The organism is Pseudomonas sp. TE3728 (assembly GCF_056279145.1).
The window spans coordinates 3802004-3823314 of record NZ_JBWBQT010000001.1; the positions used below are offsets into that span (position 1 = coordinate 3802004).

At 59.8% G+C, this 21311-nt stretch carries 20 protein-coding genes, 1 other RNA gene and 1 pseudogene; 7 read left to right on the forward strand and 15 right to left on the reverse strand.

Annotated features, from left to right (window positions below; genetic code table 11):
- Positions 1-162 precede the first annotated feature (162 nt).
- From gcvP to ACZ89R_RS16595, 10 genes and pseudogenes are all read right to left on the reverse strand, one after another.
- Entirely contained in the window at positions 163-3036 is a 2874-nt protein-coding gene (gcvP, locus tag ACZ89R_RS16550) for an aminomethyl-transferring glycine dehydrogenase (RefSeq protein ID WP_429545207.1), read from the reverse strand.
- Positions 3037-3231: 195 nt separating this feature from the next.
- Positions 3232-3618: a glycine cleavage system protein GcvH gene (gene gcvH / locus ACZ89R_RS16555; protein ID WP_429545206.1), complete on the reverse strand. Its 387-nt coding sequence runs from the start codon at positions 3616-3618 to the stop codon at positions 3232-3234.
- Positions 3619-3668: 50 nt separating this feature from the next.
- Positions 3669-4751, reverse strand: a complete 1083-nt coding sequence (gcvT, locus tag ACZ89R_RS16560; protein WP_429545205.1) for a glycine cleavage system aminomethyltransferase GcvT — start codon at positions 4749-4751, stop codon at positions 3669-3671.
- A gap of 156 nt (positions 4752-4907) precedes the next feature.
- The gene (locus tag ACZ89R_RS16565) at positions 4908-6524 is read right to left on the reverse strand and encodes an ABC transporter permease (protein WP_429545204.1); all 1617 of its coding nucleotides are present in this window, start codon (positions 6522-6524) and stop codon (positions 4908-4910) included.
- Positions 6525-6667: 143 nt separating this feature from the next.
- Positions 6668-7672: an extracellular solute-binding protein gene (locus tag ACZ89R_RS16570; protein ID WP_429545203.1), complete on the reverse strand. Its 1005-nt coding sequence runs from the start codon at positions 7670-7672 to the stop codon at positions 6668-6670.
- A gap of 201 nt (positions 7673-7873) precedes the next feature.
- Entirely contained in the window at positions 7874-9091 is a 1218-nt protein-coding gene (locus tag ACZ89R_RS16575; RefSeq protein ID WP_429547846.1) for a 2-octaprenyl-3-methyl-6-methoxy-1,4-benzoquinol hydroxylase, read from the reverse strand.
- Positions 9092-9100: 9 nt separating this feature from the next.
- Positions 9101-9196: pseudogene (locus tag ACZ89R_RS16580) on the reverse strand (tetrameric acyl-CoA thioesterase); the annotation flags it as partial.
- Between the two features lie 22 nt (positions 9197-9218).
- On the reverse strand, positions 9219-10406 hold the full coding sequence (gene ubiH, locus ACZ89R_RS16585) for a 2-octaprenyl-6-methoxyphenyl hydroxylase (protein WP_429545202.1): 1188 nt from the start codon (positions 10404-10406) through the stop codon (positions 9219-9221).
- Positions 10403-11737 carry a Xaa-Pro aminopeptidase gene (gene pepP, locus ACZ89R_RS16590; RefSeq protein ID WP_192344983.1) on the reverse strand — a complete coding sequence of 445 codons (1335 nt, stop codon included), beginning with the start codon at positions 11735-11737 and terminating at the stop codon, positions 10403-10405. Before pepP ends, ubiH begins: the two co-directional genes overlap by 4 nt.
- Positions 11738-11764: 27 nt before the next feature.
- The gene (locus tag ACZ89R_RS16595) at positions 11765-12319 is read right to left on the reverse strand and encodes a YecA/YgfB family protein (RefSeq protein WP_008012538.1); all 555 of its coding nucleotides are present in this window, start codon (positions 12317-12319) and stop codon (positions 11765-11767) included.
- A 126-nt stretch (positions 12320-12445) separates the two neighbouring features.
- Between ACZ89R_RS16595 and ACZ89R_RS16600 the strand changes: the two genes are divergently transcribed.
- The 4 genes from ACZ89R_RS16600 to ACZ89R_RS16615 all read left to right on the forward strand — a co-directional run bounded on the left by ACZ89R_RS16600 (position 12446) and on the right by ACZ89R_RS16615 (position 13869).
- Positions 12446-12655 (forward strand): TIGR02449 family protein, encoded by a 210-nt coding sequence (locus tag ACZ89R_RS16600; RefSeq protein ID WP_007899405.1) that lies wholly within the window; start codon positions 12446-12448, stop codon positions 12653-12655.
- Complete coding sequence (locus tag ACZ89R_RS16605; RefSeq protein WP_007899404.1) at positions 12652-12969, forward strand: cell division protein ZapA; 318 nt, start codon at positions 12652-12654, stop codon at positions 12967-12969. Before ACZ89R_RS16600 ends, ACZ89R_RS16605 begins: the two co-directional genes overlap by 4 nt.
- A 30-nt stretch (positions 12970-12999) precedes the next feature.
- Positions 13000-13178: non-coding RNA, 6S RNA (ssrS, locus tag ACZ89R_RS16610), on the forward strand.
- 85 nt (positions 13179-13263) lie between these two features.
- Complete coding sequence (locus ACZ89R_RS16615) at positions 13264-13869, forward strand: 5-formyltetrahydrofolate cyclo-ligase (protein ID WP_123500408.1); 606 nt, start codon at positions 13264-13266, stop codon at positions 13867-13869.
- Between the two features lie 34 nt (positions 13870-13903).
- Here ACZ89R_RS16615 and ACZ89R_RS16620 read toward each other — a convergent pair whose 3' ends face one another.
- Positions 13904-14053, reverse strand: coding sequence for a hypothetical protein (locus ACZ89R_RS16620; protein ID WP_018927582.1), 150 nt, complete (start codon positions 14051-14053; stop codon positions 13904-13906).
- 200 nt (positions 14054-14253) lie between these two features.
- On the opposite strand from ACZ89R_RS16620, the gene ACZ89R_RS16625 reads away from it, so the two are divergent.
- A complete protein-coding gene (locus ACZ89R_RS16625; protein WP_429545201.1) occupies positions 14254-14703 on the forward strand; it encodes an EVE domain-containing protein in 450 nt (149 codons plus the stop codon).
- A gap of 106 nt (positions 14704-14809) precedes the next feature.
- Here the strand turns inward: ACZ89R_RS16625 and ACZ89R_RS16630 are convergent, their stop codons facing one another.
- The gene (locus ACZ89R_RS16630) at positions 14810-15217 is read right to left on the reverse strand and encodes a flagellar basal body-associated protein FliL (RefSeq protein WP_095633149.1); all 408 of its coding nucleotides are present in this window, start codon (positions 15215-15217) and stop codon (positions 14810-14812) included.
- Between the two features lie 150 nt (positions 15218-15367).
- Between ACZ89R_RS16630 and ACZ89R_RS16635 the strand changes: the two genes are divergently transcribed.
- On the forward strand, positions 15368-16345 hold the full coding sequence (locus ACZ89R_RS16635) for an NADPH:quinone oxidoreductase family protein (RefSeq protein WP_007899393.1): 978 nt from the start codon (positions 15368-15370) through the stop codon (positions 16343-16345).
- 220 nt (positions 16346-16565) lie between these two features.
- Entirely contained in the window at positions 16566-17915 is a 1350-nt protein-coding gene (glpT, locus tag ACZ89R_RS16640) for a glycerol-3-phosphate transporter (RefSeq protein ID WP_052964553.1), read from the forward strand.
- On the opposite strand, the gene ACZ89R_RS16645 is transcribed toward glpT, so the two are convergent.
- From ACZ89R_RS16645 to ubiD, 3 genes are all read right to left on the reverse strand, one after another.
- Complete coding sequence (locus ACZ89R_RS16645; protein WP_429545200.1) at positions 17891-18559, reverse strand: gamma-glutamylcyclotransferase; 669 nt, start codon at positions 18557-18559, stop codon at positions 17891-17893. The two genes, glpT and ACZ89R_RS16645, sit on opposite strands and share 25 nt — an antisense overlap.
- Positions 18560-18769: 210 nt before the next feature.
- Positions 18770-19738 (reverse strand): CDP-6-deoxy-delta-3,4-glucoseen reductase, encoded by a 969-nt coding sequence (locus ACZ89R_RS16650; RefSeq protein ID WP_429545199.1) that lies wholly within the window; start codon positions 19736-19738, stop codon positions 18770-18772.
- On the reverse strand, positions 19738-21204 hold the full coding sequence (ubiD, locus tag ACZ89R_RS16655) for a 4-hydroxy-3-polyprenylbenzoate decarboxylase (protein WP_007899385.1): 1467 nt from the start codon (positions 21202-21204) through the stop codon (positions 19738-19740). Before ubiD ends, ACZ89R_RS16650 begins: the two co-directional genes overlap by 1 nt.
- Positions 21205-21311 lie beyond the last annotated feature (107 nt).

The window sequence follows — 21311 nt, forward strand, 5'->3', positions numbered from 1 at the left end:
ACAAAATGCCGCTCTCATGAGCGGCATTTTTTTGCCTGACGCAATTCACTGTGGGAGCGAGCCTGCTCGCGATGAGGCCAGCACACTCAACAGAAATGTCGACTATAAGGCCGCTATCGCGAGCAGGCTCGCTCCCACATTGGGTTTGTGTGTTCCGTAAATTCAGCGGTATTCATCCACCGGCACACACGCGCAAAACAGATTGCGGTCACCGTAGACATTGTCCACCCGGTTCACCACCGGCCAATATTTATGGGCCTTGGTGTGAGCATCCGGCGTCACCGCCCGCTCGATGCTGTACGGGCGCTCCCAAACCCCGGTGATGTCGGCCAAGGTATGTGGCGAACGCTTCAGCGGGTTGTCCTCCGCCGGCCAGTTGCCGTTCTGCACCTCGGTGATTTCCGCGCGAATACTCAGCATCGCGCCGATAAAACGGTCCAGCTCCGCCTTCGATTCACTCTCGGTCGGTTCGACCATCAACGTCCCCGGCACCGGGAATGACATGGTCGGCGCATGGAAGCCATAGTCCATCAGGCGTTTGGCAACGTCCTCTTCACTGATTCCGGTCTGCGCCTTGAGCGGCCGCAAGTCGAGGATGCATTCGTGGGCCACTCGCTCGTTGCGCCCGGTGTAGAGCACTGGAAATGCGCCGGCCAAATGCTGCGCCAGGTAATTCGCGGCGAGGATCGCCACCTCGCTCGCATCCGCCAGTTGCGGCCCCATCATGGCGATGTACATCCAGCTGATGGGCAAAATGCTCGCGCTGCCCCAAGGTGCCGCGCTCACCGCGCCGTTCTCCGGCAGCGGGCCGTCGATGGGCACTACCGGGTGATTGGCAACGAACGGCGCCAAGTGCGCCCGAACGCCAATCGGCCCCATGCCGGGCCCGCCACCGCCGTGGGGAATGCAGAAGGTTTTGTGCAGGTTCATGTGCGACACGTCGGCACCGATGTCTGCCGGCCGTGCCAATCCAACCTGCGCGTTGAGGTTGGCACCATCCATATACACCTGACCGCCATGGCTGTGGATAACTTCACAGATCTCGCTGATGCCTTCCTCGTAAACCCCGTGGGTCGAAGGATAAGTCGCCATCAGGCAGGCGAGTTTATCCCCCGCCGCCGTGACCTTTTCCTTCAGATCATCCAGATCGACATTACCCGCCTCATCGCACTCGACGATCACCACCCGCATCCCGGCCATCTGTGCCGAAGCCGGGTTGGTGCCGTGGGCCGATGACGGGATCAGGCAGATATCCCGCGCGCCCTGATGGCGGCTCTCGTGATATTTGCGAATCGCCAGTAACCCGGCGTACTCGCCCTGAGCGCCCGAGTTGGGTTGCATGCAGATTGCATCGAAACCGGTGATCGCGCAGAGCCAGCGCTCCAGCTCCTCGATCATCAAGGAATAACCCACCACCTGCTCTTTCGGCACAAACGGATGTAGGTTGGCGAACTGCGGCCAGGTGATGGGGATCATCTCGCTGGTAGCGTTGAGCTTCATGGTGCAAGAGCCCAGCGGAATCATCGATTGATTGAGTGCCAGGTCTTTGTTTTCCAGCTGTTTGAGGTAACGCAGCATTTCGGTTTCGCTGTGATGAGCGTTGAACACCGGATGACGCAGATAAGGTGTACTGCGCTGCAACCCGGCAGGAATGCCGGATACCAGCGTTTCAGCGTCCAGGTCGTCGACGTTGAGCCCATGATCGGCACCGAGAAACACATCGAACAGCTTCGCCACGGTGGTTTCGTCACAGGTTTCGTCGAGGCTCAGGCCCAGCTGCCCACGGCCGAGAATGCGCAAATTGATCTGCGCCGCCTGGGCACTTTCGATGATCGCCGTCTGAGTTCCCCCCACCTCCAGGGTCAGGGTGTCGAAGAAATTCTGGTTGAGACGGGTGATCCCGTGACGCTCCAGGCCGGCGGCGAGGATGCAGGTCAGCCGATGGACGCGCTGGGCAATCCGTTTGAGCCCTTCCGGGCCATGGTAGACCGCGTAGAAACTGGCGATGTTGGCCAGCAGCACCTGAGCGGTGCAGATGTTGGAGTTGGCCTTCTCCCGGCGGATATGTTGCTCGCGGGTTTGCAGGGCCATGCGCAGAGCGACGTTTCCGCGCGCATCTTTCGACACGCCGATGATCCGCCCGGGAATCGCCCGTTTGTACTCATCGCGACTGGCAAAAAACGCCGCGTGGGGCCCCCCGTAACCCATGGGTACGCCGAATCGCTGGGACGAACCGAACACCACGTCGGCGCCCAACTCCCCCGGAGGGGTCAGCAACAGCAGGCTTAGCAGATCGGTTGCCACACAGGCCAAGGCATGCTGGGCATGCAGATGATCGATCAATGGACGCAGATCGCGCACTTCACCGTGGGTGTCGGGATATTGCAGCAACGCGCCGAACACCTGGTGTTTTTTCAAGTTATCCACAGCATCGACGATCAACTCGAAACCGAACCCTTCGGCTCGGGTCCGCACGACGGAGATAGTCTGCGGGTGGCAATTCTCATCGACAAAAAACAGGTTACTTCTGGATTTGGCCACGCGCTTGGCCAGTGCCATGGCCTCAGCTGCCGCCGTGGCCTCATCCAGCAACGAGGCGTTGGCCAGTTCCAGGCCGGTCAGGTCGATGGTCAGCTGCTGGAAATTCAGCAACGCTTCGAGCCGGCCTTGAGCGATCTCCGGTTGATAGGGGGTATAGGCGGTGTACCAACCGGGATTTTCCAGCACGTTGCGCAGGATGACGGCCGGCGTGAGAGTGCCGTGGTATCCCATGCCGATCAGGCTGGTCCAGACCTGGTTCTGCTCGGCGTAGCCCCGCAGCTTGGCCAGCGCGGCTTCTTCGTCGAGGGCCGGCGGCAGATCCAACGGCCGGTTGAGGCGGATTCCCGGCGGAACCGTCTGCTCGATCAGTTCGACCCGGCTGCCAAGACCAAGGCTGTCGAGCATCGCCTGCTGCTCGGCGGCATCGGGGCCCAGATGGCGGCGCAGGAAGGTATTGGGGTCGCGTAACTGGCTCAGGGACGGCAACTGGGACATGACGGGCTCTCTCTTGACTGGCGCTCGGCGTCGATGCAATGCGGTCAAACCAGCATAGCAGTCGATGTCGGGGAGCCATTGAGAGTCATACAAGAACGGTGTAGGAGCTGCCGAAGGCTGCGATCTTTTGATCTTGATTTTTAAAAACAAGATCAAAAGATCGCAGCCTTCGGCAGCTCCTACACGGGGCGAGCATTACTCGCCGATGATGGCCTTGTAGGCAACTGCATCGAGCAGCAGATTGTCCAGTTCGGTGGTATCGCTTGGCTCGAGCTTGAAGAACCAGCTGTCATAAGGCGCGCTGTTGACCAGTTCCGGGTTGTCGGCCAACTCTTCGTTGACGGCAATGACTGTGCCGGAAACTGGCGAGTAGATATCCGACGCGGCCTTGACCGACTCGACGACACCCGCAGCCTCACCGGCAGCGAACACTTTGCCGATTTCCGGCAGCTCAACGAACACTACGTCACCCAAGGCTTCCTGAGCATGGTCTGAAATACCCACTTTCACGCCGCCATCATGGTCTAGACGGGCCCATTCGTGACTTTCGGCAAAACGCAGGTCGACAGGGATTTCGCTCATGTTCTGTGTCCTCAAGAAAAATGTCAGCGGTCATTGCCCGCCAAAAAAAGTTAGATCAAGGTTTTGCCGTGGCGTACGAAGGTCGGTTTGACCACTCGAACCGGGTACCACTTGCCACGGATTTCCACTTCGGCGCGGTCGGCGGTGGCCACCGGTACACGCGCCAGTGCAATCGACTTGCTAAGCGTAGGAGAGAAACTACCACTGGTGATCTCCCCTTCGCCAACATTGGCGATGCGAACCACCTGATGCGCCCGCAAAACCCCACGTTCTTCCAGGACCAGACCCACCAGTTTGTGCTGTACGCCATTGGCCCGTTCGGCTTCCAGGGCAGTGCGGCCAATGAACTGGCGCGTGGCCGGTTCCCAGGCAATGCTCCAGGCCATGTTGGAGGCCAATGGCGAAACTTCTTGATGAATGTCCTGACCGTAGAGGTTCATGCCGGCTTCGACACGCAAGGTATCGCGCGCGCCGAGGCCGATCGGGGAAATACCCGCGCCCACCAGATCGTTGAAAAAGCCTGGTGCCTGATCGGCCGGCAGCACGATTTCCAGACCATCCTCACCGGTGTAACCGGTGCGCGCGATGAACCAGTCACCGTCGGTCTGACCTTCGAAATATTTGAGCTGCTGAATCAGCGCGCCGCGGGACTGAGTCACCAGTTCGGCAATCTTGTGCCGGGCGTGAGGCCCTTGAATGGCCAGCATCGCCAGCTCGGAACGCTCGTTGAGCTGCACCTGGAAGTCGCCGAGATGAGCCTGCATCCAGGCCAGGTCCTGATTACGGGTGGAGGCGTTGACCACCAGGCGATAACCGTCCTCGAGACGATAGACGATCATGTCGTCGACGATGCCGCCGTGCTCGTTGAGCATGGCGCTGTACAAGGCACGGCCGGGGCTGTGCAGACGCTCGACGTCATTGGCCAGTAAATACTGAAGCCAGGCCTTGGCCTGGGGGCCGTCAACATCGATCACGGTCATGTGGGATACATCGAAAACCCCGCAATCGCGGCGCACCTGATGGTGTTCCTCGACCTGCGAGCCGTAATGCAGAGGCATATCCCAACCGCCAAAATCGACCATCTTCGCGCCGAGGGCGAGATGAAGGTCGTACAGAGGCGTACGCTGTCCCATGGGTTTCTCCTTCCGGGCGTGGCGAAGGTGCGGGCAGGCGCTGCATGGGATGAAATGCCTTGAAATAAATGGCTTTCAGCCGATTTCAGCAACCCGATCCGAGGACGGACCGCACCGAATGCCGCGCATTGTAGCCGCAAGGTGTAGGACTGACACCTACGCGTTTCGGTGCGCCGAACGTCGGATCAATCCGATGACCGGTAACAGCCCGACCAACACCAGGGTCAATGCTGGCAACGAGGCTCTCGCCCACTCGCCCTCGCTGGTCATTTCAAAGATCCGCACCGCCAGCGTATCCCAGCCAAACGGGCGCATCAGCAGGGTCGCGGGCATTTCCTTGAGCACGTCGACGAACACCAGCAACGCCGCGCTCAATGTGCCCGGCAGCAGCAGCGGCAGATACACTTTGAAAAACAGTCGTGGCCCACTGACGCCAAGGCTACGTGCTGCTTCGGGCAAAGAGGGCCGTATTCGCGCCAGGCTGCTTTCCAGCGGGCCATAGGCCACCGCGATAAAACGCACCAGATAGGCCAGCAACAACGCCGACAGACTGCCCAACAGCAACGGTTTGCCCGCGCCGCCAAGCCAGCCTGACAGCGGGATCACCAGTTCGCGATCCAGGTAACTGAACGCCAGCATGATCGACACCGCCAGCACCGAGCCTGGCAAGGCGTAGCCAAGGTTGGCCAGACTGATGCCGGAGCGGATCGCCCGGGTCGGCGCCAATCGACGGGCAAAGGCCAGCACCAGAGCGACACTGACGGTGATCAATGCTGCCATGCCGCCCAGGTACAGGGTATGGATGATCAATCCGGCATAACGCTCATCCAGATCGAAGCGCCCACGTTGCCAGAACCACACCACCAGTTGCAGCACGGGAATGACGAAGGCGCAGGCAAATACCAGACCGCACCAGCTCATGGCCGCCAGCGCCTTGAGCCCGCGCAGGTGATACAACGCCTTGACCCGTGGCCGTTCGTTGCTCGCCCGATTGGCCCCGCGGGCACGGCGCTCGCCATACAGCACGACCATCACCACCAATAGCAACAGGCTGGCCAGTTGCGCAGCCGTGGAAAGACTGAAAAAGCCGTACCAGGTTTTGTAGATAGCGGTGGTGAACGTATCGAAGTTGAACACCGACACGGCACCGAAATCCGCCAGGGTTTCCATCAGCGCCAACGCCACGCCCGCGCCAATGGCCGGACGTGCCATCGGCAATGCCACTCGCCAGAACGCCTGCCACGGGGATTGCCCAAGGACTCGCGCTGCTTCCATCAAGCCTTTGCCCTGAGCCAGGAATGCGCTACGTGCCAAGAGGTAAACGTACGGATAAAAAACCAGCACCAGTACCAGAATCACACCGCCGGTGGAGCGCACTCGGGGCAGCCTCAGGCCACTGCCGAACCATTCGCGCAGCAAGGTTTGCACGGGGCCGGCGAAGTCCAGCAGGCCGACGAAAACAAATGCCAGCACATAAGCAGGAATCGCAAAGGGCAGCATCAGCGCCCAGTCCAGCCAACGCCGCCCGGGAAACTCGCAGAGGCTTGTGAACCAGGCCAGGCTGACGCCCAGCAGCGTTACGCCGAAACCGACACCGAGGACCAGCGTGAGGGTATTGCCCAGCAGTCGCGGCATCTGGGTGTCCCACAGGTGGGACCAGATCTGCTGATCGATGGTTTGCCAGGAAAGAAGCAGGACGCTCAGGGGCAGCAGGACCAGCGCAGCAATGGCGAAGACCAAGGGATACCAGCGGCGTTGGGCGGGGTGGGCCAAGGAAGGTGTCTCGCAAGGAAATCGTGAAGTGTAAGGAAAAAATGCAAAAAGATCGCAGCCTTCGGCAGCTCCTACGTTGGGATGATGTACACCCGGTAGGAGCTGCCGAAGGCTGCGATCTTTTGACCTTTACAACAGCAGACTCAGTTCCAGCCAGCCCGATCCATCATCCGGATCGCTTCAGCCTGACGCTTGCCCGCGATTTCCACCGGCAAGGTGTCGGCCTTAAACTTGCCCCAGCTCGCGACTTCAGCTGAAGGTTGAACGGCAGGGTTGGCCGGGAATTCCTGGTTCACGTCAGCGAAAATCTTCTGCGCTTCAGGCGTGGTCATCCACTCCACCAGCGCCTTGGCGGCTTCTGGGTGTGGAGCGTGTTTGGTCAGGCCGATGCCCGACAGGTTGACGTGCACGCCACGGTCGCCCTGATTCGGCCAGAACAGCTTCACCGGCAGGTCTGGTTTCTGTTTGTGCAAACGGCCGTAGTAGTAAGTGTTGACGATGCCGACGTCGCACTGGCCGGCGTTGATCGCCTCCAGCACGGCAATGTCGTCGGAGAACACATCGGTGGACAGGTTGTTGACCCAGCCCTTGAGGATTTTCTCGGTTTTCTCGGCGCCATGGACTTCGATCATGGTGGCGGTCAGGGACTGGTTGTAGACCTTCTTCGCCGTGCGCAGGCACAGGCGACCTTCCCATTGCTTGTCGGCCAGCGCTTCGTAGGTGGTCAGTTCACCGGGTTTTACCCGGTCGGTGGAATAGGCGATGGTCCGTGCCCGCAGGCTGAGGCCGGTCCAGGCATGGGAGGACGCGCGGTATTGCGACGGGATGTTGGCGTCGATCACCTTGGAAGTGAACGGCTGGAGGATGCCCATCTGCTCGGCCTGCCAGAGGTTGCCGGCATCGACGGTCAGCAGCAGGTCGGCAGTGGCGTTTTCGCCCTCGGCCTTGATCCGCTGCATCAGCGGCGCTTCCTTGTCGGTGATGAACTTCACCTGCACGCCGGTTTTCTGGGTGTAGACATCGAAGACTGGCTTGATCAATTCATCGATACGCGAGGAATAAACCACCACCTCGTCAGCGGCCTGGGCGGCGGTGCTGCCAATCAGGGTCAGTGCCAGTGCGGTCAGTAGACGCTTGGGTGCCAACATGGAAGCGGTCTCTCGAATGGGGAAGTGAGAGCGAATGATAAGGACTCACATTTCGCATCTCAATCGGACAGTGGGTGGAGGCGTTACCGGATGTTGCAGTAGGAGCTGCCGAAGGCTGCGATCTTTTGATCTTGCTTTTCAAAGGCCCAGAAAGGATCAAGAGCAAAAGATCGCAGCCTTCGGCAGCTCCTGCAGGGGCAATCAAGCCTTGGCCAACGCCGGCAGATCCCCAATCAACCCAAGCGCTTCACGCACGAACAACGCCTTGGCCTCGGGCATCTGGTCGACCATCTTCAACCCGGTATTACGCAACCAGCGTACCGGCAACGGATCGGCCTGGAACAACCGCTCGAACCCTTCCATCGCCGCCATCAATGCCAGGTTGTGGGGCATGCGCCGACGCTCGAAACGACTGAGCACTTTCACGTCCGCCAACCGCTCGCCACGCGCGGCCGCTTGCAGCAGCACTTCGGCCAGCACCGCGGCATCGAGGAAACCGAGGTTCACGCCCTGCCCGGCCAGCGGATGAATGGTATGGGCCGCGTCGCCGATCAGCGCCAGGCCTTCAGCCACGTAACGTTTTGCATGACGCTGACGCAGCGGCACACACAAACGCGGGTCGACGCTGAGCACTGTGCCGAGGCAGCCTTCAAAGGCCCGTTCCAGCTCCTTGCAGAAGCCTTCGTCATCCAGCGCCATCAGGCGTTCGGCTTCGCTCGGCGTGGTCGACCAGACGATCGAGCACCAATCCTGTTGACCGTCCCGCTCCAGTGGCAGAAACGCCAGCGGACCGTTGTCAGTGAATCGTTGCCACGCAGTCATTCGATGGGGTTTTGAGCTGCGCACGCTGGTAACGATCGCGTGGTGCATGTAATCCCATTCGCGAGTCGCAACACCGGTCAGGCGCCGAACGGCCGAGTTGGCGCCATCCGCCGCGATCACCAAAGGTGCCCGCAAGGTGCGGCCATCGGCCAGGGTCAGCAGCCAGTCGTCACCGGAGCGGCGCATCTGTTCCAGACGCGCATTGGCCAGCATCCCGAGATCGCAGTCGTGCAGTCGGTCGAGCAAGGCGTCCTGAACCACGCGGTTCTCGACGATATGCCCGAGCACTTCGGCATGCACGCTGGTCGCCGAGAAATGGATCTGCCCGGTGCCGCTGCCATCCCAGACATGCATGTCCGTATAGGGGCTGCTGCGCCGGCTGACGATGCCATCCCAAACGCCCAGACGTTCGAGTATTCGCTGGCTGGCCGCCGACAAAGCGCTCACCCGCGGTTCGAACGGAGCCTGCCCCTCGAAGGGTTTGACGCTCAGGGGGCTACCGTCCAGCAGCAGGACTTCGAGTCCACTGTTTTGTAACGCCAGCGCCAGGGCACTGCCGACCATTCCGGCCCCGACAATCAGCAGATCTGCGCGCATTTCCATGCTTTAAGCCTGTCTCGCTTGCGGCTTGAGCCGCTCATAAAGGTTTTTCTCGACCCGCGTCACCCAAGTGCTCGCGCCGTCATGAATATCGACTTGCAGGTGCACCCTGCCTGGTTTTCGCTTAATCATCGGGACGCGTACCCAGGCCCATGGCCTGCCGGGCGAACCAGCGTTTGGCCGGCGGCAACAAATCGAGGCCGAGCAGGCCGATGTTGCGGCCCAGGGAAACCAGCGGCTGCGTGCTGCCGAATAACCGGGTGACCTGATCGGAGAAGCCCACGGTCAGGTTCTGGTCCATGCGCTGACGCTCGCGGTAGGCCTGCAAGGTGGCGAAATCGCCGGGCGATGTCTCGCTGCCCAACAAACTGTCGGCCAGCGCCTGGGCGTCACGCAACGACAGGTTGAACCCTTGCCCGGCAATCGGATGCAGGCTGTGGGCGGCGTTGCCGAGGATCGCCAGATGCGGGCGGACTTGTTCCTCGGCTTCGATCAGCGACAGTGGATACAAATGCCGTGCGCCGACCTGCTTCAACGTGCCGAGGCGATAACCGAAGATGCCCTGCAGCTCAGTGAGAAAGCTGCGGTCATCAAGGGCTGCCAGCCGTTGCGCATCCATACCCAAACGGGTCCAGACCAGCGCGCAACGATTGTCCGGCAACGGCAGCAAGGCCATCGGGCCATCGTCGGTGAAACGTTCGAAGGCCATGCCGTTGTGCGCTTCGCTGGGGGTGATGTTGGCGATCAGTGCGCTCTGGTTATACGGGCGTTTTTTGATGCCGATTCCCAGTTGCTCACGCAAGCCGGAACGGCCGCCATCGGCCAATACCGCAAGGTCGCATTCCACCAGGGTTTCATCGTTGAGCGTCAGGCGATAGCCGTCGGTCAGCGGTTCCATGCCGGTGACCTCCGCCGGGCAACGCCAACTGATCACGTCCTTGTCCAGACTGTGCCAGAGGCACTGGCCGAGCCAGGCATTTTCCACCACATAACCCAGCGCCGGAACGCCCTCTTCCATCGCCGACAGCCGCGCGGTGGAGAAACGTCCACGGTCGGAGACATGAATCTGCTTGATCGGCTCGGCGCGGCGGGAGATTTCCTGCCACACACCCAACCGTTGATAAATCTGCCGGGCACCAAAGGACAACGCCGAAGAACGGGCGTCATAACTCGGTTGATAGCTGTCGCCGGGGGCAAACGGTTCGATCAGCACGATCTTCCAGCCACGGGCCTTGGCCCCGGCCTGCAACGCCAACGCCAGACTGGCGCCGACCAGGCCACCGCCGATGATTGCCAGATTGACTCGACTCATGCCGCTTGTGTCCGTGCTGCGGCCATCAATGCCTCGATGTCGGCGACCGTTTTCGGCACGCCGTTCGTCAGGATTTCACAACCGGTTTTGGTGACCACCACGTCGTCCTCGATGCGCACGCCAATGCCGCGCCATTTCTTCGCCACGTTCTGGTTGTCCGGCGCAATGTAAATGCCCGGCTCGACCGTCAGCGCCATGCCGACCTCCAGCACGCGCCATTCGCCACCGACCTTGTACTCGCCAACGTCGTGCACATCCATGCCCAGCCAGTGGCCGGCGCGGTGCATGTAAAACGCCTTGTAGGCTTCGCTGGCGATCAACTCGTCGACGTCGCCCTGCAACAGGCCCAACTTCACCAGACCAGTGGTAATCACCCGGACCGTGGCTTCGTGCGCCTGATTCCAGTGTTTGTTCGGTGCGATTTCGGCAAACGCCGCTTCCTGGGAAGCCAGCACCAACTCGTAAATCGCCTTCTGCTCCGGTGAATACTTGCCGTTGACCGGCCAGGTGCGGGTGATGTCGCTGGCGTAGCAGTCGATCTCGCAACCGGCGTCGATCAGCACCAGATCACCGTCCTTGAGCACGGCGTCATTCTGCTGGTAATGCAGGATGCAGCTGTTGCGCCCGGCGGCGACGATCGAGCCGTAAGCCGGCATCTTCGCCCCGCCCTTGCGAAATTCGTAATCGAGCTCGGCTTCGAGGCTGAACTCATGCAAACCGGCACGGCTGGCCTGCATCGCACGAATATGGGCTTGGGCGGAAATCCGTGCGGCTTCGCGCATCACCTTCACTTCTGCCGCCGATTTATACAGGCGCATGTCGTGAAGCAGATGATCCAGGGCAACGTATTCGTTCGGCGGCTGGGCGCCGAGGTGCGCTTTAGAGCGGATCACGTTGATCCAGTCCATCAAGTGCCGATCGAATTCCGGGTTGCTGCCCATGGCCGAATACACCCGGTCGCGGCCTTCGATCAGGCCCGGCAGGATGTCGTCGATGTCGGTGATGGGGAATGCGTCGTCGGCGCCGAAGTCGCGGATCGCGCCTTCCTGGCCGGCGCGCAGGCCGTCCCACAATTCCCGTTCGGCATTACGTTCCCGGCAAAACAGCACGTATTCGCCGTGCTCACGGCCGGGCATCAAGACGATGACGGCTTGAGGCTCGGGGAAACCGCTGAGGTACTGGAAATCGCTGTCCTGACGGTAGACGTGCTCGACATCGCGGTTGCGGATGGCCACTGCGGCGGCGGGCAGGATGGCGATGCTGTTGGGTTCCATCTGCGCCATCAGGGCCTTGCGGCGACGGCTGTATTCCGATTTCGGGATATGAATCATGGGCAGACGGCTTTCCCTGGCACGCGATTAATGCAACGACGGTTTGGCAGCCGCTTCGTCGGTTTTCTTGGTTTCGGTGAACAGCAGCAACGGAGCGACGCGCAGGTACTCCATCACTTCCATGTAGTCGCTTTCGCCGTCGTCGGACTCTTCCAGCGCGTCCTGTACCTGGGCAATGGCGGCGAGATCCTGCAGCACTTCGGTGGCTTCAGTGCTCAAGGCATATTCGCGGCGGGTCAGACCGAAGCCGGTAAGAAAGCCCTGGCACCACTGGCCCAGTGCAGCCGCGCGCTCGGTGAGCGGCGCGTCGTCGGTCGGCAGCAGCAGAACAACGGTCATGTCGTCGCTGGTAAGCTCGCCCTTGACCATCTCTTGCAGGCCGATCAAGGCGTTGCGAACGTTGTCTTGTGGCTCGCCTTCGAGCAGCTCGGCGGCGTCGGCCAACCAGCTGTCGGCTTCGAAGCCGGCACCGGCGCAACTGCGACCGAGCAACAGGCCGTGCAGTTCGGCAGGCGAGACGGGATGGCCGCTGGTGCTCAGCAGGGTGGCGAAGGCTTGGTACGGAGAATTCTGAATGGGCATGGGCAGCTAGGCGCCAGACGGCGCTATGTCTAGAATGAAGGCCTTGTATCCTACATCGACAGACTCGCCAAGACTATTAAAGGCTGTCCGCCAGCTATCACGCATCAGACACAACCAGTGGACAAAATGGAAGACACCGACCTGCAAGCGCTGATGGCCAGACTCGAGCTGCTAATTACTCGAGTCGAGCAACTAAAGAGTCAGAATGGACTCCTATTAGCTCAGGAAAAGAGCTGGCGCGAGGAACGCGCGCATCTCATTGAAAAAAATGAAATCGCCCGGCGTAAGGTCGAATCGATGATTTCGCGCCTCAAGGCCCTGGAGCAAGACTCATGAGTTCAAGCAATAGCGTTACCGTGCAGATCCTCGACAAAGAATATTCGATCATCTGCCCCCAGGAAGAGCGCAGCAACCTGGTGAGCGCTGCCCGTTACCTGGACGGCAAGATGCGCGAAATTCGCAGCAGCGGCAAAGTCATCGGCGCCGACCGCATCGCCGTGATGGCCGCGCTGAACATCACGCACGATCTTCTGCACAAGGAAGAACGCCCGGATGTGCAGGCCAGCGGCTCGACCCGCGAGCAGGTTCGCGATCTGCTGGACCGCGTCGATCTGGTGCTGTCGACCGATCCGGATGTCACCAAGGGCTGAAACGCGAAACCGCTTGGGGTATACTCGCATCACTCCCTGGGGTGCTTGCCAGTTGACGACGTCCCTGAGCCGATTCGCACTACCCTGGAGGTTGCACGTTGGGCTGGTGTGCATGTCCGCTAGACGGAAAGCCTTAAAGCCTACTGCATCTTCCACCTTGAACTTTCGGGTTCAAGGGCTAAGTCGACAGCGGTTCATCCGGGGAGCCTGATTCCAGTCCGATGCCGGTTTAAATACCGGCATCGGCTTTTTTACGGGTACGCTTTGGTACTCGCACTTCTGAAGCCTGAACCCATGACCGAACCTGCGCTGCTGCCCCGCCCGCAACTTCGACGCATGCTGCGCAAGGCCCGCCGCGCACTGACACCCAGTCAGCAGCGCGAGGCCGCTCGCGGGCTGTATAAGCAATTGATCCAGCACCCGCTGTTCCGCCGCGCAAAACACATCTCTCTGTACCTGCCCAACGACGGTGAAATCGATCCGCGCCTGCTGATGCGTGCCGCGCAACGTCGGGGCAAGGCGACGTATCTGCCGGTGCTCAGTGCCTGGCCGCGAACCAAAATGGTGTTCCAGCGGATTCGCCCCGGCGAAAAGCTCAAACCCAACCGTTTTCGCATCCCCGAACCTCGCCACAACATCGCCCGACAACGCAAAGTCTGGGCGCTGGATCTGGTGTTGTTACCGCTGGTGGGGTTTGACGATGTCGGCGGACGCCTGGGAATGGGCGGTGGTTTCTACGATCGAAGCCTGGCGTACCTGGCGCGCCGCAAAAACTGGCGCAAGCCGACGCTTCTGGGCCTGGCCCATGAATGTCAGAAGGTTCAACGATTGGCTCAGGCGAGCTGGGATGTGCCGCTGCAGGGAACGGTCACGGACAAGGCATGGTATTTCGCGGACTAGACGCCACTGATTTCAGCGGCGTCGAAAGACAGGTTCAGCGCTTGAAGGCCGACGGCTGTTGCTGCGCGATCTCGACCGGAGCATCGGGTTTGTTGTTCCACAGGCTTTGGGCATAGCCGGTGGTCACGACACCAAGGCCGAATAAAATAACCAAAATCCATAGTAAATCCGGTTTGCGTTTCATCGATTGCCCCCCAAAGGCACATCAACACGATGACAGCAGCGGTTTCCGTTGTAGGTGTAGGCCGTGCAGCAGCGTCAAGCTTAGAAGGCCGGCATTTTGCGACAACGTGAACCGACACGCAAACGCTGGCGTCAACCGACTGTCGGTTTGTCATAAAATTGCCCGACCGCTTGCCCACTCACCTCGCAAGGAGCAAAACCATGGCCTATTGGCTGATGAAATCCGAGCCCGACGAACTCTCGATCAAAGACCTGGAGAAGCTTGGCCGAGCGCGCTGGGACGGGGTTCGCAACTACCAGGCGCGTAACTTCCTGCGGGCCATGGCGGTGGGTGACGAGTTTTTCTTCTATCACTCCAGCTGCCCGGAGCCGGGGATTGCCGGGATCGGCAAGATTGTCGAAGCCGCGTACCCGGACCCGACGGCGCTGGAGCCTGAGAGTCATTACTTCGATCCGAAGGCCACTGCCGAGAAAAACGCCTGGAGCGCGATTGATGTTGCTCACGTCGAGACGTTTTCCAGGGTGCTGAAGCTGGATTATCTGAAGCAGCAAACGGCGTTGACCGAGATGCCACTGGTGCAAAAAGGCTCGCGATTGTCAGTGATGCCCGTCACCGCTGAGCAATGGGCGACGGTTATCGCATTACGTTGAAAATCGTTAAAAGATCGCAGCCTTCGGCAGCTCCTACAGGGAAACTCGTTCGGCGTAGGAGCTGCCGAAGGCTGCGATCTTGGCAATCAATCAGACAACAGAAGTCTTACTGGATGATCAGGTTGTTGAACAACAAATCCTCAACCACTGGCTTGCCGGTTTCGTCGTTCATCACTTGCTGAGTCTGCTTCAAGGCTTCCTGACGCAGCTTTTCCTTGGCTTCGACGTTGTTCATGGCTTCAGTGGTCTGCTGCGCAAACAACGCCACCAGCTTGTTACGGATCAATGGCTCATTGGCCTTTACCGCTTTGGTCGCCTCGTCACCGGTCACCCGCAACGCCACATCGGCCTTGTAGACCTTGAGCTTCGGCGTACCGTCCAACCCATAGTTGCCCACGAATGGCGGGCTCAGGGTGATGTAGTTGACCTTCGGGGCCTCACCTTCTTTGGCTTCTTCGGCCATCGCTGCCACAGGCAGAGACAGGGCCAGCATCAACATGATCCACGCTTTCACAATTCGCTCCTTATCCGGTTTGCGGCCAAGCATAACGACCCGCCGCTCAAGCACAAGCTTATGGCTGACTATCAGGGTCGGGCATGCTCGTTGACCCGATGACTCACACACCTACACTTATCGGCCATCACTCCCAAAGGAATAGCCCTGATGAAAGCCGTGCTGTGCAAAGCCTTCGGCCCTGCCGAATCGCTGGTGCTGGAAGACGTCGCCAGTCCTGTCGCGAAGAAGAATGAAATCCTGCTGGATGTGCATGCGGCTGGGGTGAATTTCCCGGACACGTTGATCATCGAGGGCAAATATCAGTTCAAGCCGCCCTTCCCGTTTTCTCCGGGTGGCGAAGCGGCCGGCGTGGTCAGCGCAGTGGGCGAAAAGGTCAGCCACCTCAAGGTCGGTGACCGGGTCATGGCCCTGACTGGCTGGGGCAGCTTTGCCGAGCAGGTCGCGGTGCCGGGCTACAACGTGCTGCCGATCCCGCCCTCGATGGACTTCAACACCGCCGCCGCATTCAGCATGACCTACGGCACGTCGATGCACGCCCTCAAACAACGGGGCAACCTGCAACCTGGCGAAACCTTGCTGGTACTCGGCGCCTCCGGCGGCGTCGGCCTTGCCGCGGTGGAAATCGGCAAAGCCATGGGCGCCCGGGTGATCGCTGCCGCCAGCAGCGCGGAAAAACTCGCGGTGGCCAAGGCAGCCGGCGCCGATGAGTTGATCAACTACAGCGAAACCAGCCTCAAGGACGAGATCAAACGCCTGACCGACGGCCAAGGCGCCGACGTGATCTACGATCCGGTGGGTGGTGACCTGTTCGACCAGGCGATCCGCGCCATTGCCTGGAACGGCCGTCTACTGGTAGTCGGCTTCGCCAGCGGACGAATCCCTGAGCTGCCAGTGAACCTGGCACTGCTCAAAGGCGCAGCAGTGGTCGGCGTGTTCTGGGGCTCCTTTGCCCAGCGCCAACCACAGGACAACGCAGCAAACTTCCAGCAGTTGTTTGGCTGGTTTGCCGAGGGCAAGCTAAAGCCGCTGGTGTCTCAGGTTTATCCGCTGAGTAATGCGGCGCAGGCCATCAATGATCTTGGCCAGCGCAAGGCGGTCGGGAAAGTGGTGGTTCAGGTTCGCTGATTGTTTGCCTGACCTGCTTGACCCGAACCGGGTCGCAGCCCTGCGACCCGGTTACGCCATCCCCATACCGCCCTGCATTTATACCTGAGCGACATGTTCATAAAAGAACATGCAATCTCCAACATTTCCACTGTTTGGCTGATGCGAACCGGTGCTATTTTCGGTAACGAAACTGTAACATTCGCATCCGCAGTCAAAACAAGAAATCTGGAGCCTTTGAATGTTTGCTTTCTTTCGTCCTGCCGCACATCAGGCTCCATTGCCTGAAGAAAAAATAGACGACACCTACAAACGCCTTCGCTGGCAGATCTTCGCCGGGATTTTCATTGGGTATGCGGGTTACTACCTGCTGCGCAAGAACTTCACCCTGGCATTTCCGGATCTGATCGCCCAAGGCTATACAAAAGGCCAACTCGGGGTGGCGATGTCGGCGATTGCAATCGCCTACGGCCTTTCCAAGTTTTTGATGGGCATCGTGTCCGACCGCTCCAACCCTCGTTACTTCCTGCCCTTTGGCCTGATTGTGTCCGCTGGGGTGATGTTCGTTTTCGGTTTCGCACCGTGGGCAACGTCCAGCGTGACCATGATGTTCATCCTGTTGTTCATCAACGGCTGGGCGCAAGGCATGGGTTGGCCACCGAGCGGGCGCACCATGGTGCACTGGTGGTCGCAGAAAGAACGCGGCGGTGTGGTTTCGGTATGGAACACCGCGCATAACGTCGGCGGCGGCTTGATCGGCCCTCTGGCGATACTCGGTATGGGCTGGTTCAACGACTGGCACAGCAAGTTCTACGTACCGGCAGCGGTGGCGTTGCTGGTCGCTGTATTTGCCTTCATTGTCATGCGCGATACCCCGCAATCGACGGGCTTGCCGCCCATCGAGAAGTACAAGAACGATTACCCGGAAGGCTACGACGCCAGCCACGAAGAAGAATTCAGCGCCAAGGACATCTTCGTCAAATATGTGCTGCGCAACAAAATGCTCTGGTTCATCGCGTTGGCCAACGTCTTCGTCTACTTGTTGCGCTACGGCATTCTGGATTGGGCGCCGACTTACCTTAAAGAGGTCAAGCACTTCGACTTCGACAAGACGTCCTGGGCTTACTTCCTGTACGAGTGGGCAGGCATTCCCGGCACGCTGCTGTGCGGCTGGATGTCGGACAAGATCTTCCGGGGCAACCGTGGCCTGACGGGCATGGTGTTCATGGCACTGGTGACCGTTGCGACGATCGTTTACTGGCTCAATCCGCCGGGTAATCCGATGGTCGACATGATCTCGCTGTTCGCCATCGGCTTCCTGATCTATGGCCCGGTGATGCTGGTGGGTCTGCAGGCGCTGGAGCTGGTGCCCAAGAAAGCCGCGGGCACGGCTGCCGGTTTCACTGGTTTGTTTGGTTACCTGGGTGGTTCAGTCGCGGCCAGTGCCCTGATGGGCTACACGGTGGACTACTTCGGCTGGGATGGCGGCTTCATCCTGCTGGTCGTCGCCTGCCTGCTGGCGATGGCGTTTCTGGCGCCCACCCTGGGCCACAAGAACGTCGCCAGTCAGAGCCGCGAAGCGATCGCCTGATCGGTCTTTGATTTGCAGCGCTTGAGCCGCGCCTCCAGATTCCGGTCTGGCATGGCGTGGCTACGCAGGGCGTGAGCGGTCTGCTCGACATATTCGCGAGTGGTGCCGTAACGCCCGCAAGCGCTGTCGAATACCTGACTCAGCACATGATCCGGCAAGTTGCCGGCATAGCTGGGCAGGTGCCGCTCCAATACGAATCCCAATGCCTGGACCTGGTTTCCGTCTTCGAGACGGCAGTTGAGCCAATGTGGGCGATAGGACGGGAATGGCATTTCACGCTGCCAGAGTGCATACAGCGAAGCGTCGAGTTGTTCTTCGGGCAAGCGATAGGCAAACCCGCTGCATGAGCCGCCGCGATCCAGGCCAAATACCAGCCCGGGCACTTCCGGTGTACCGCGATGTTCGTGGGACCACAGGTATAAACCGCGATGGTAGCCATGCACACGACCGCGCACTCGCTCAACCGCCGCACATTCAGGGCGCCAGATCAGCGAACCATAAGCGAATAGCCAGACCGGCCCACCCTTGTGGCGCGCCATGGTCGCCTGCATTGAGCCGAGTAATTGTTCGTGCGTGAGCTGCGGCCCCAGATCGAGCTGCGGAGGGTAAGCCAGATTCAAAAAAGCAGATTCAATGGCGCTCATGGCGAATAGCGTTCAGCTCCCCGCGGGTGAAGAATTACTTAATAGAACGCACCGCTGTAACAATAAGGCACATATGTTTCAACGCAATTTAAGTGCCAGGGCGGCGCTCTAAAACTTATTGCCTGAATGAGATATAACCTACCGGCATTTATATAAATCTATAAATACCGATCGGCTATATGGTGAGTTATAACGATTTAAGATCGCGAATCAAGATCGGGGGGCGTAAGCGAACACATCCGCGCGCATTTGATGGGCATCCATCCCCGCTTCGACCAGGGCATCCAGCGTGCCATAGACCATGGCCGGAGAGCCACTGGCATAGACATGCAGGGCTTTCAGGTCAGGGAAATCTTCACACACTGCCTCATGCAACATGCCGCAGCGCCCTCCCCAGCCACACTGATCGCTGACGACTTTATGCAGGAACAGATTGGGCAGTTTTTCCCATTCATCCCAATGTTCGATGTCGTAAAAGTCTTCGGGACGACGCACGCCCCAATACAGATGCACCGGATGCTTGAACCCCGCGGCCCGGCAATGTTCGATCAGGCTGTGGATCTGGCCCATGCCGGTACCGGCAGCAATCAGTACCAGTGGACCGTCCGGCAGTTCCGCCAGATGGGTATCGCCGAACGGCATTTCGATGCGCACCATCGCGTTGCGCTGAAGCTGTTGGATCAGGCTCAGCGCACTGGTTTCGCGCGCCAGTACATGAATTTCCAGATCGCGCCCGGAATGCGGTGCAGAGGCCAGGGAGAAGGCGGATTTCTCGCCGTTCTCTCGCTCGATCATCAGGTACTGACCGGCATGATAGCGCGGCGGCTTGCCCGCCGGCGCACGCAGACGCACGCGCCAGGTATCGCCGCCAACATCCCTGCATTCAATAACCTGACACGACACGCTGCGCACCGGCAATTCTCCCAGCGCGAGCACGCCATCCCACAGCACGATGCAGTCTTCCAGCGGCTCTGCAATGCAAGTGTAGAACTCGCCATGGTCACGCACATCGCCGGCTTGTTCGACCCGCCCTTCCACCAGCAACGCGCCACACACATGGCAATTGCCGTTACGACAGCTTTGCGGGCATTCATAGCCCAGGCGCCGCGCGCCATCGAGAATCCGCTCGCCGGGCAGAATCTCTAGCACTGCTCCGGAGGGCTGCAAGGTTACACGCATCAATCTATTCCTAACTGATTCCAGATGGCATCGATCCGTTGGGTAACGGCTTCATCCTTGACGATGACCCGGCCCCACTCGCGAGTGGTTTCGCCAGGCCATTTATGCGTGGCATCGAGCCCCATCTTCGAACCCAGGCCGGAAACCGGCGAGGCGAAGTCGAGGTAGTCGATCGGCGTGTTGTCGATCATCACCGTGTCGCGCTTGGGGTCCATGCGCGTGGTGATGGCCCAGATCACGTCGTTCCAGTCCCGTGCGTTGATATCGTCATCAGTGACGATAACGAACTTGGTGTACATGAACTGTCGCAAAAACGACCAGACACCGAGCATTACCCGCTTGGCATGCCCAGGATACGACTTCTTCATGGTCACGATGGCCATGCGGTACGAACAGCCTTCGGGCGGCAGGTAGAAGTCGGTGATCTCCGGAAACTGCTTCTGCAGGATCGGCACGAACACTTCATTCAGCGCCACACCGAGAATCGCCGGCTCATCCGGCGGACGGCCGGTGTAGGTGCTGTGATAGATCGGTTTGATTCGATGGGTGATGCGCTCGACGGTGAACACCGGGAAGCTGTCGACTTCGTTGTAATAGCCAGTGTGGTCGCCATACGGGCCTTCGTCGGCCATTTCACCCGGATGGATCACGCCTTCCAGAATGATTTCAGCAGTGGCCGGCACTTGCAGGTCGTTGCCGCGGCACTTCACCAGTTCGGTGCGGTTGCCGCGCAACAGACCGGCGAAAGCATATTCGGAAAGACTGTCCGGCACCGGCGTCACAGCCCCCAGAATGGTTGCCGGGTCAGCGCCCAGGGCCACGGAGACCGGGAACGGCTGGCCGGGGTGTTTCTCGCACCATTCACGGTAATCCAGCGCGCCGCCACGGTGGCTCAACCAGCGCATGATCACCTTGTTGCGGCCGATCACTTGCTGACGATAGATGCCGAGGTTCTGGCGATCCTTGTTCGGACCTTTGGTGACAGTCAGGCCCCAGGTGATCAGCGGACCGACGTCGCCCGGCCAGCAGGTCTGTACCGGTAACATCGCCAGATCGACATCGTCGCCTTCGATGACCACTTCCTGGCAGACCGCGTCTTTAACGACTTTCGGTGCCATGGCAATGATCTTGCGAAAGATCGGCAGCTTTGACCAGGCGTCCTTCAGGCCCTTCGGCGGCTCGGGCTCTTTGAGGAACGCCAACAGTTTGCCAATTTCGCGCAGCTCGCTGACCGCTTCTGCGCCCATGCCCAGCGCCACGCGCTCGGGGGTGCCGAACAGGTTGCCTAGTACGGGAATGTCATAACCGGTAGGGTTTTCGAAAAGCAGCGCCGGGCCCTTGGCGCGCAACGTTCGATCGCAGACCTCGGTCATTTCGAGCACTGGGGACACTGGAACCTGGATGCGCTTGAGTTCGCCGCGCTTTTCCAGGCCGCTGATAAAGTCGCGCAAGTCGCGATACTGCATGCGTGAGCCTCATGTTGGCCGTGGCGTTCGGGGCAGGCAGTTTAGCGCCGAACCCCTCTATTCAGAACCACGAACTGCCGGTTCATCAAAAATCAGATAGCAAAAAG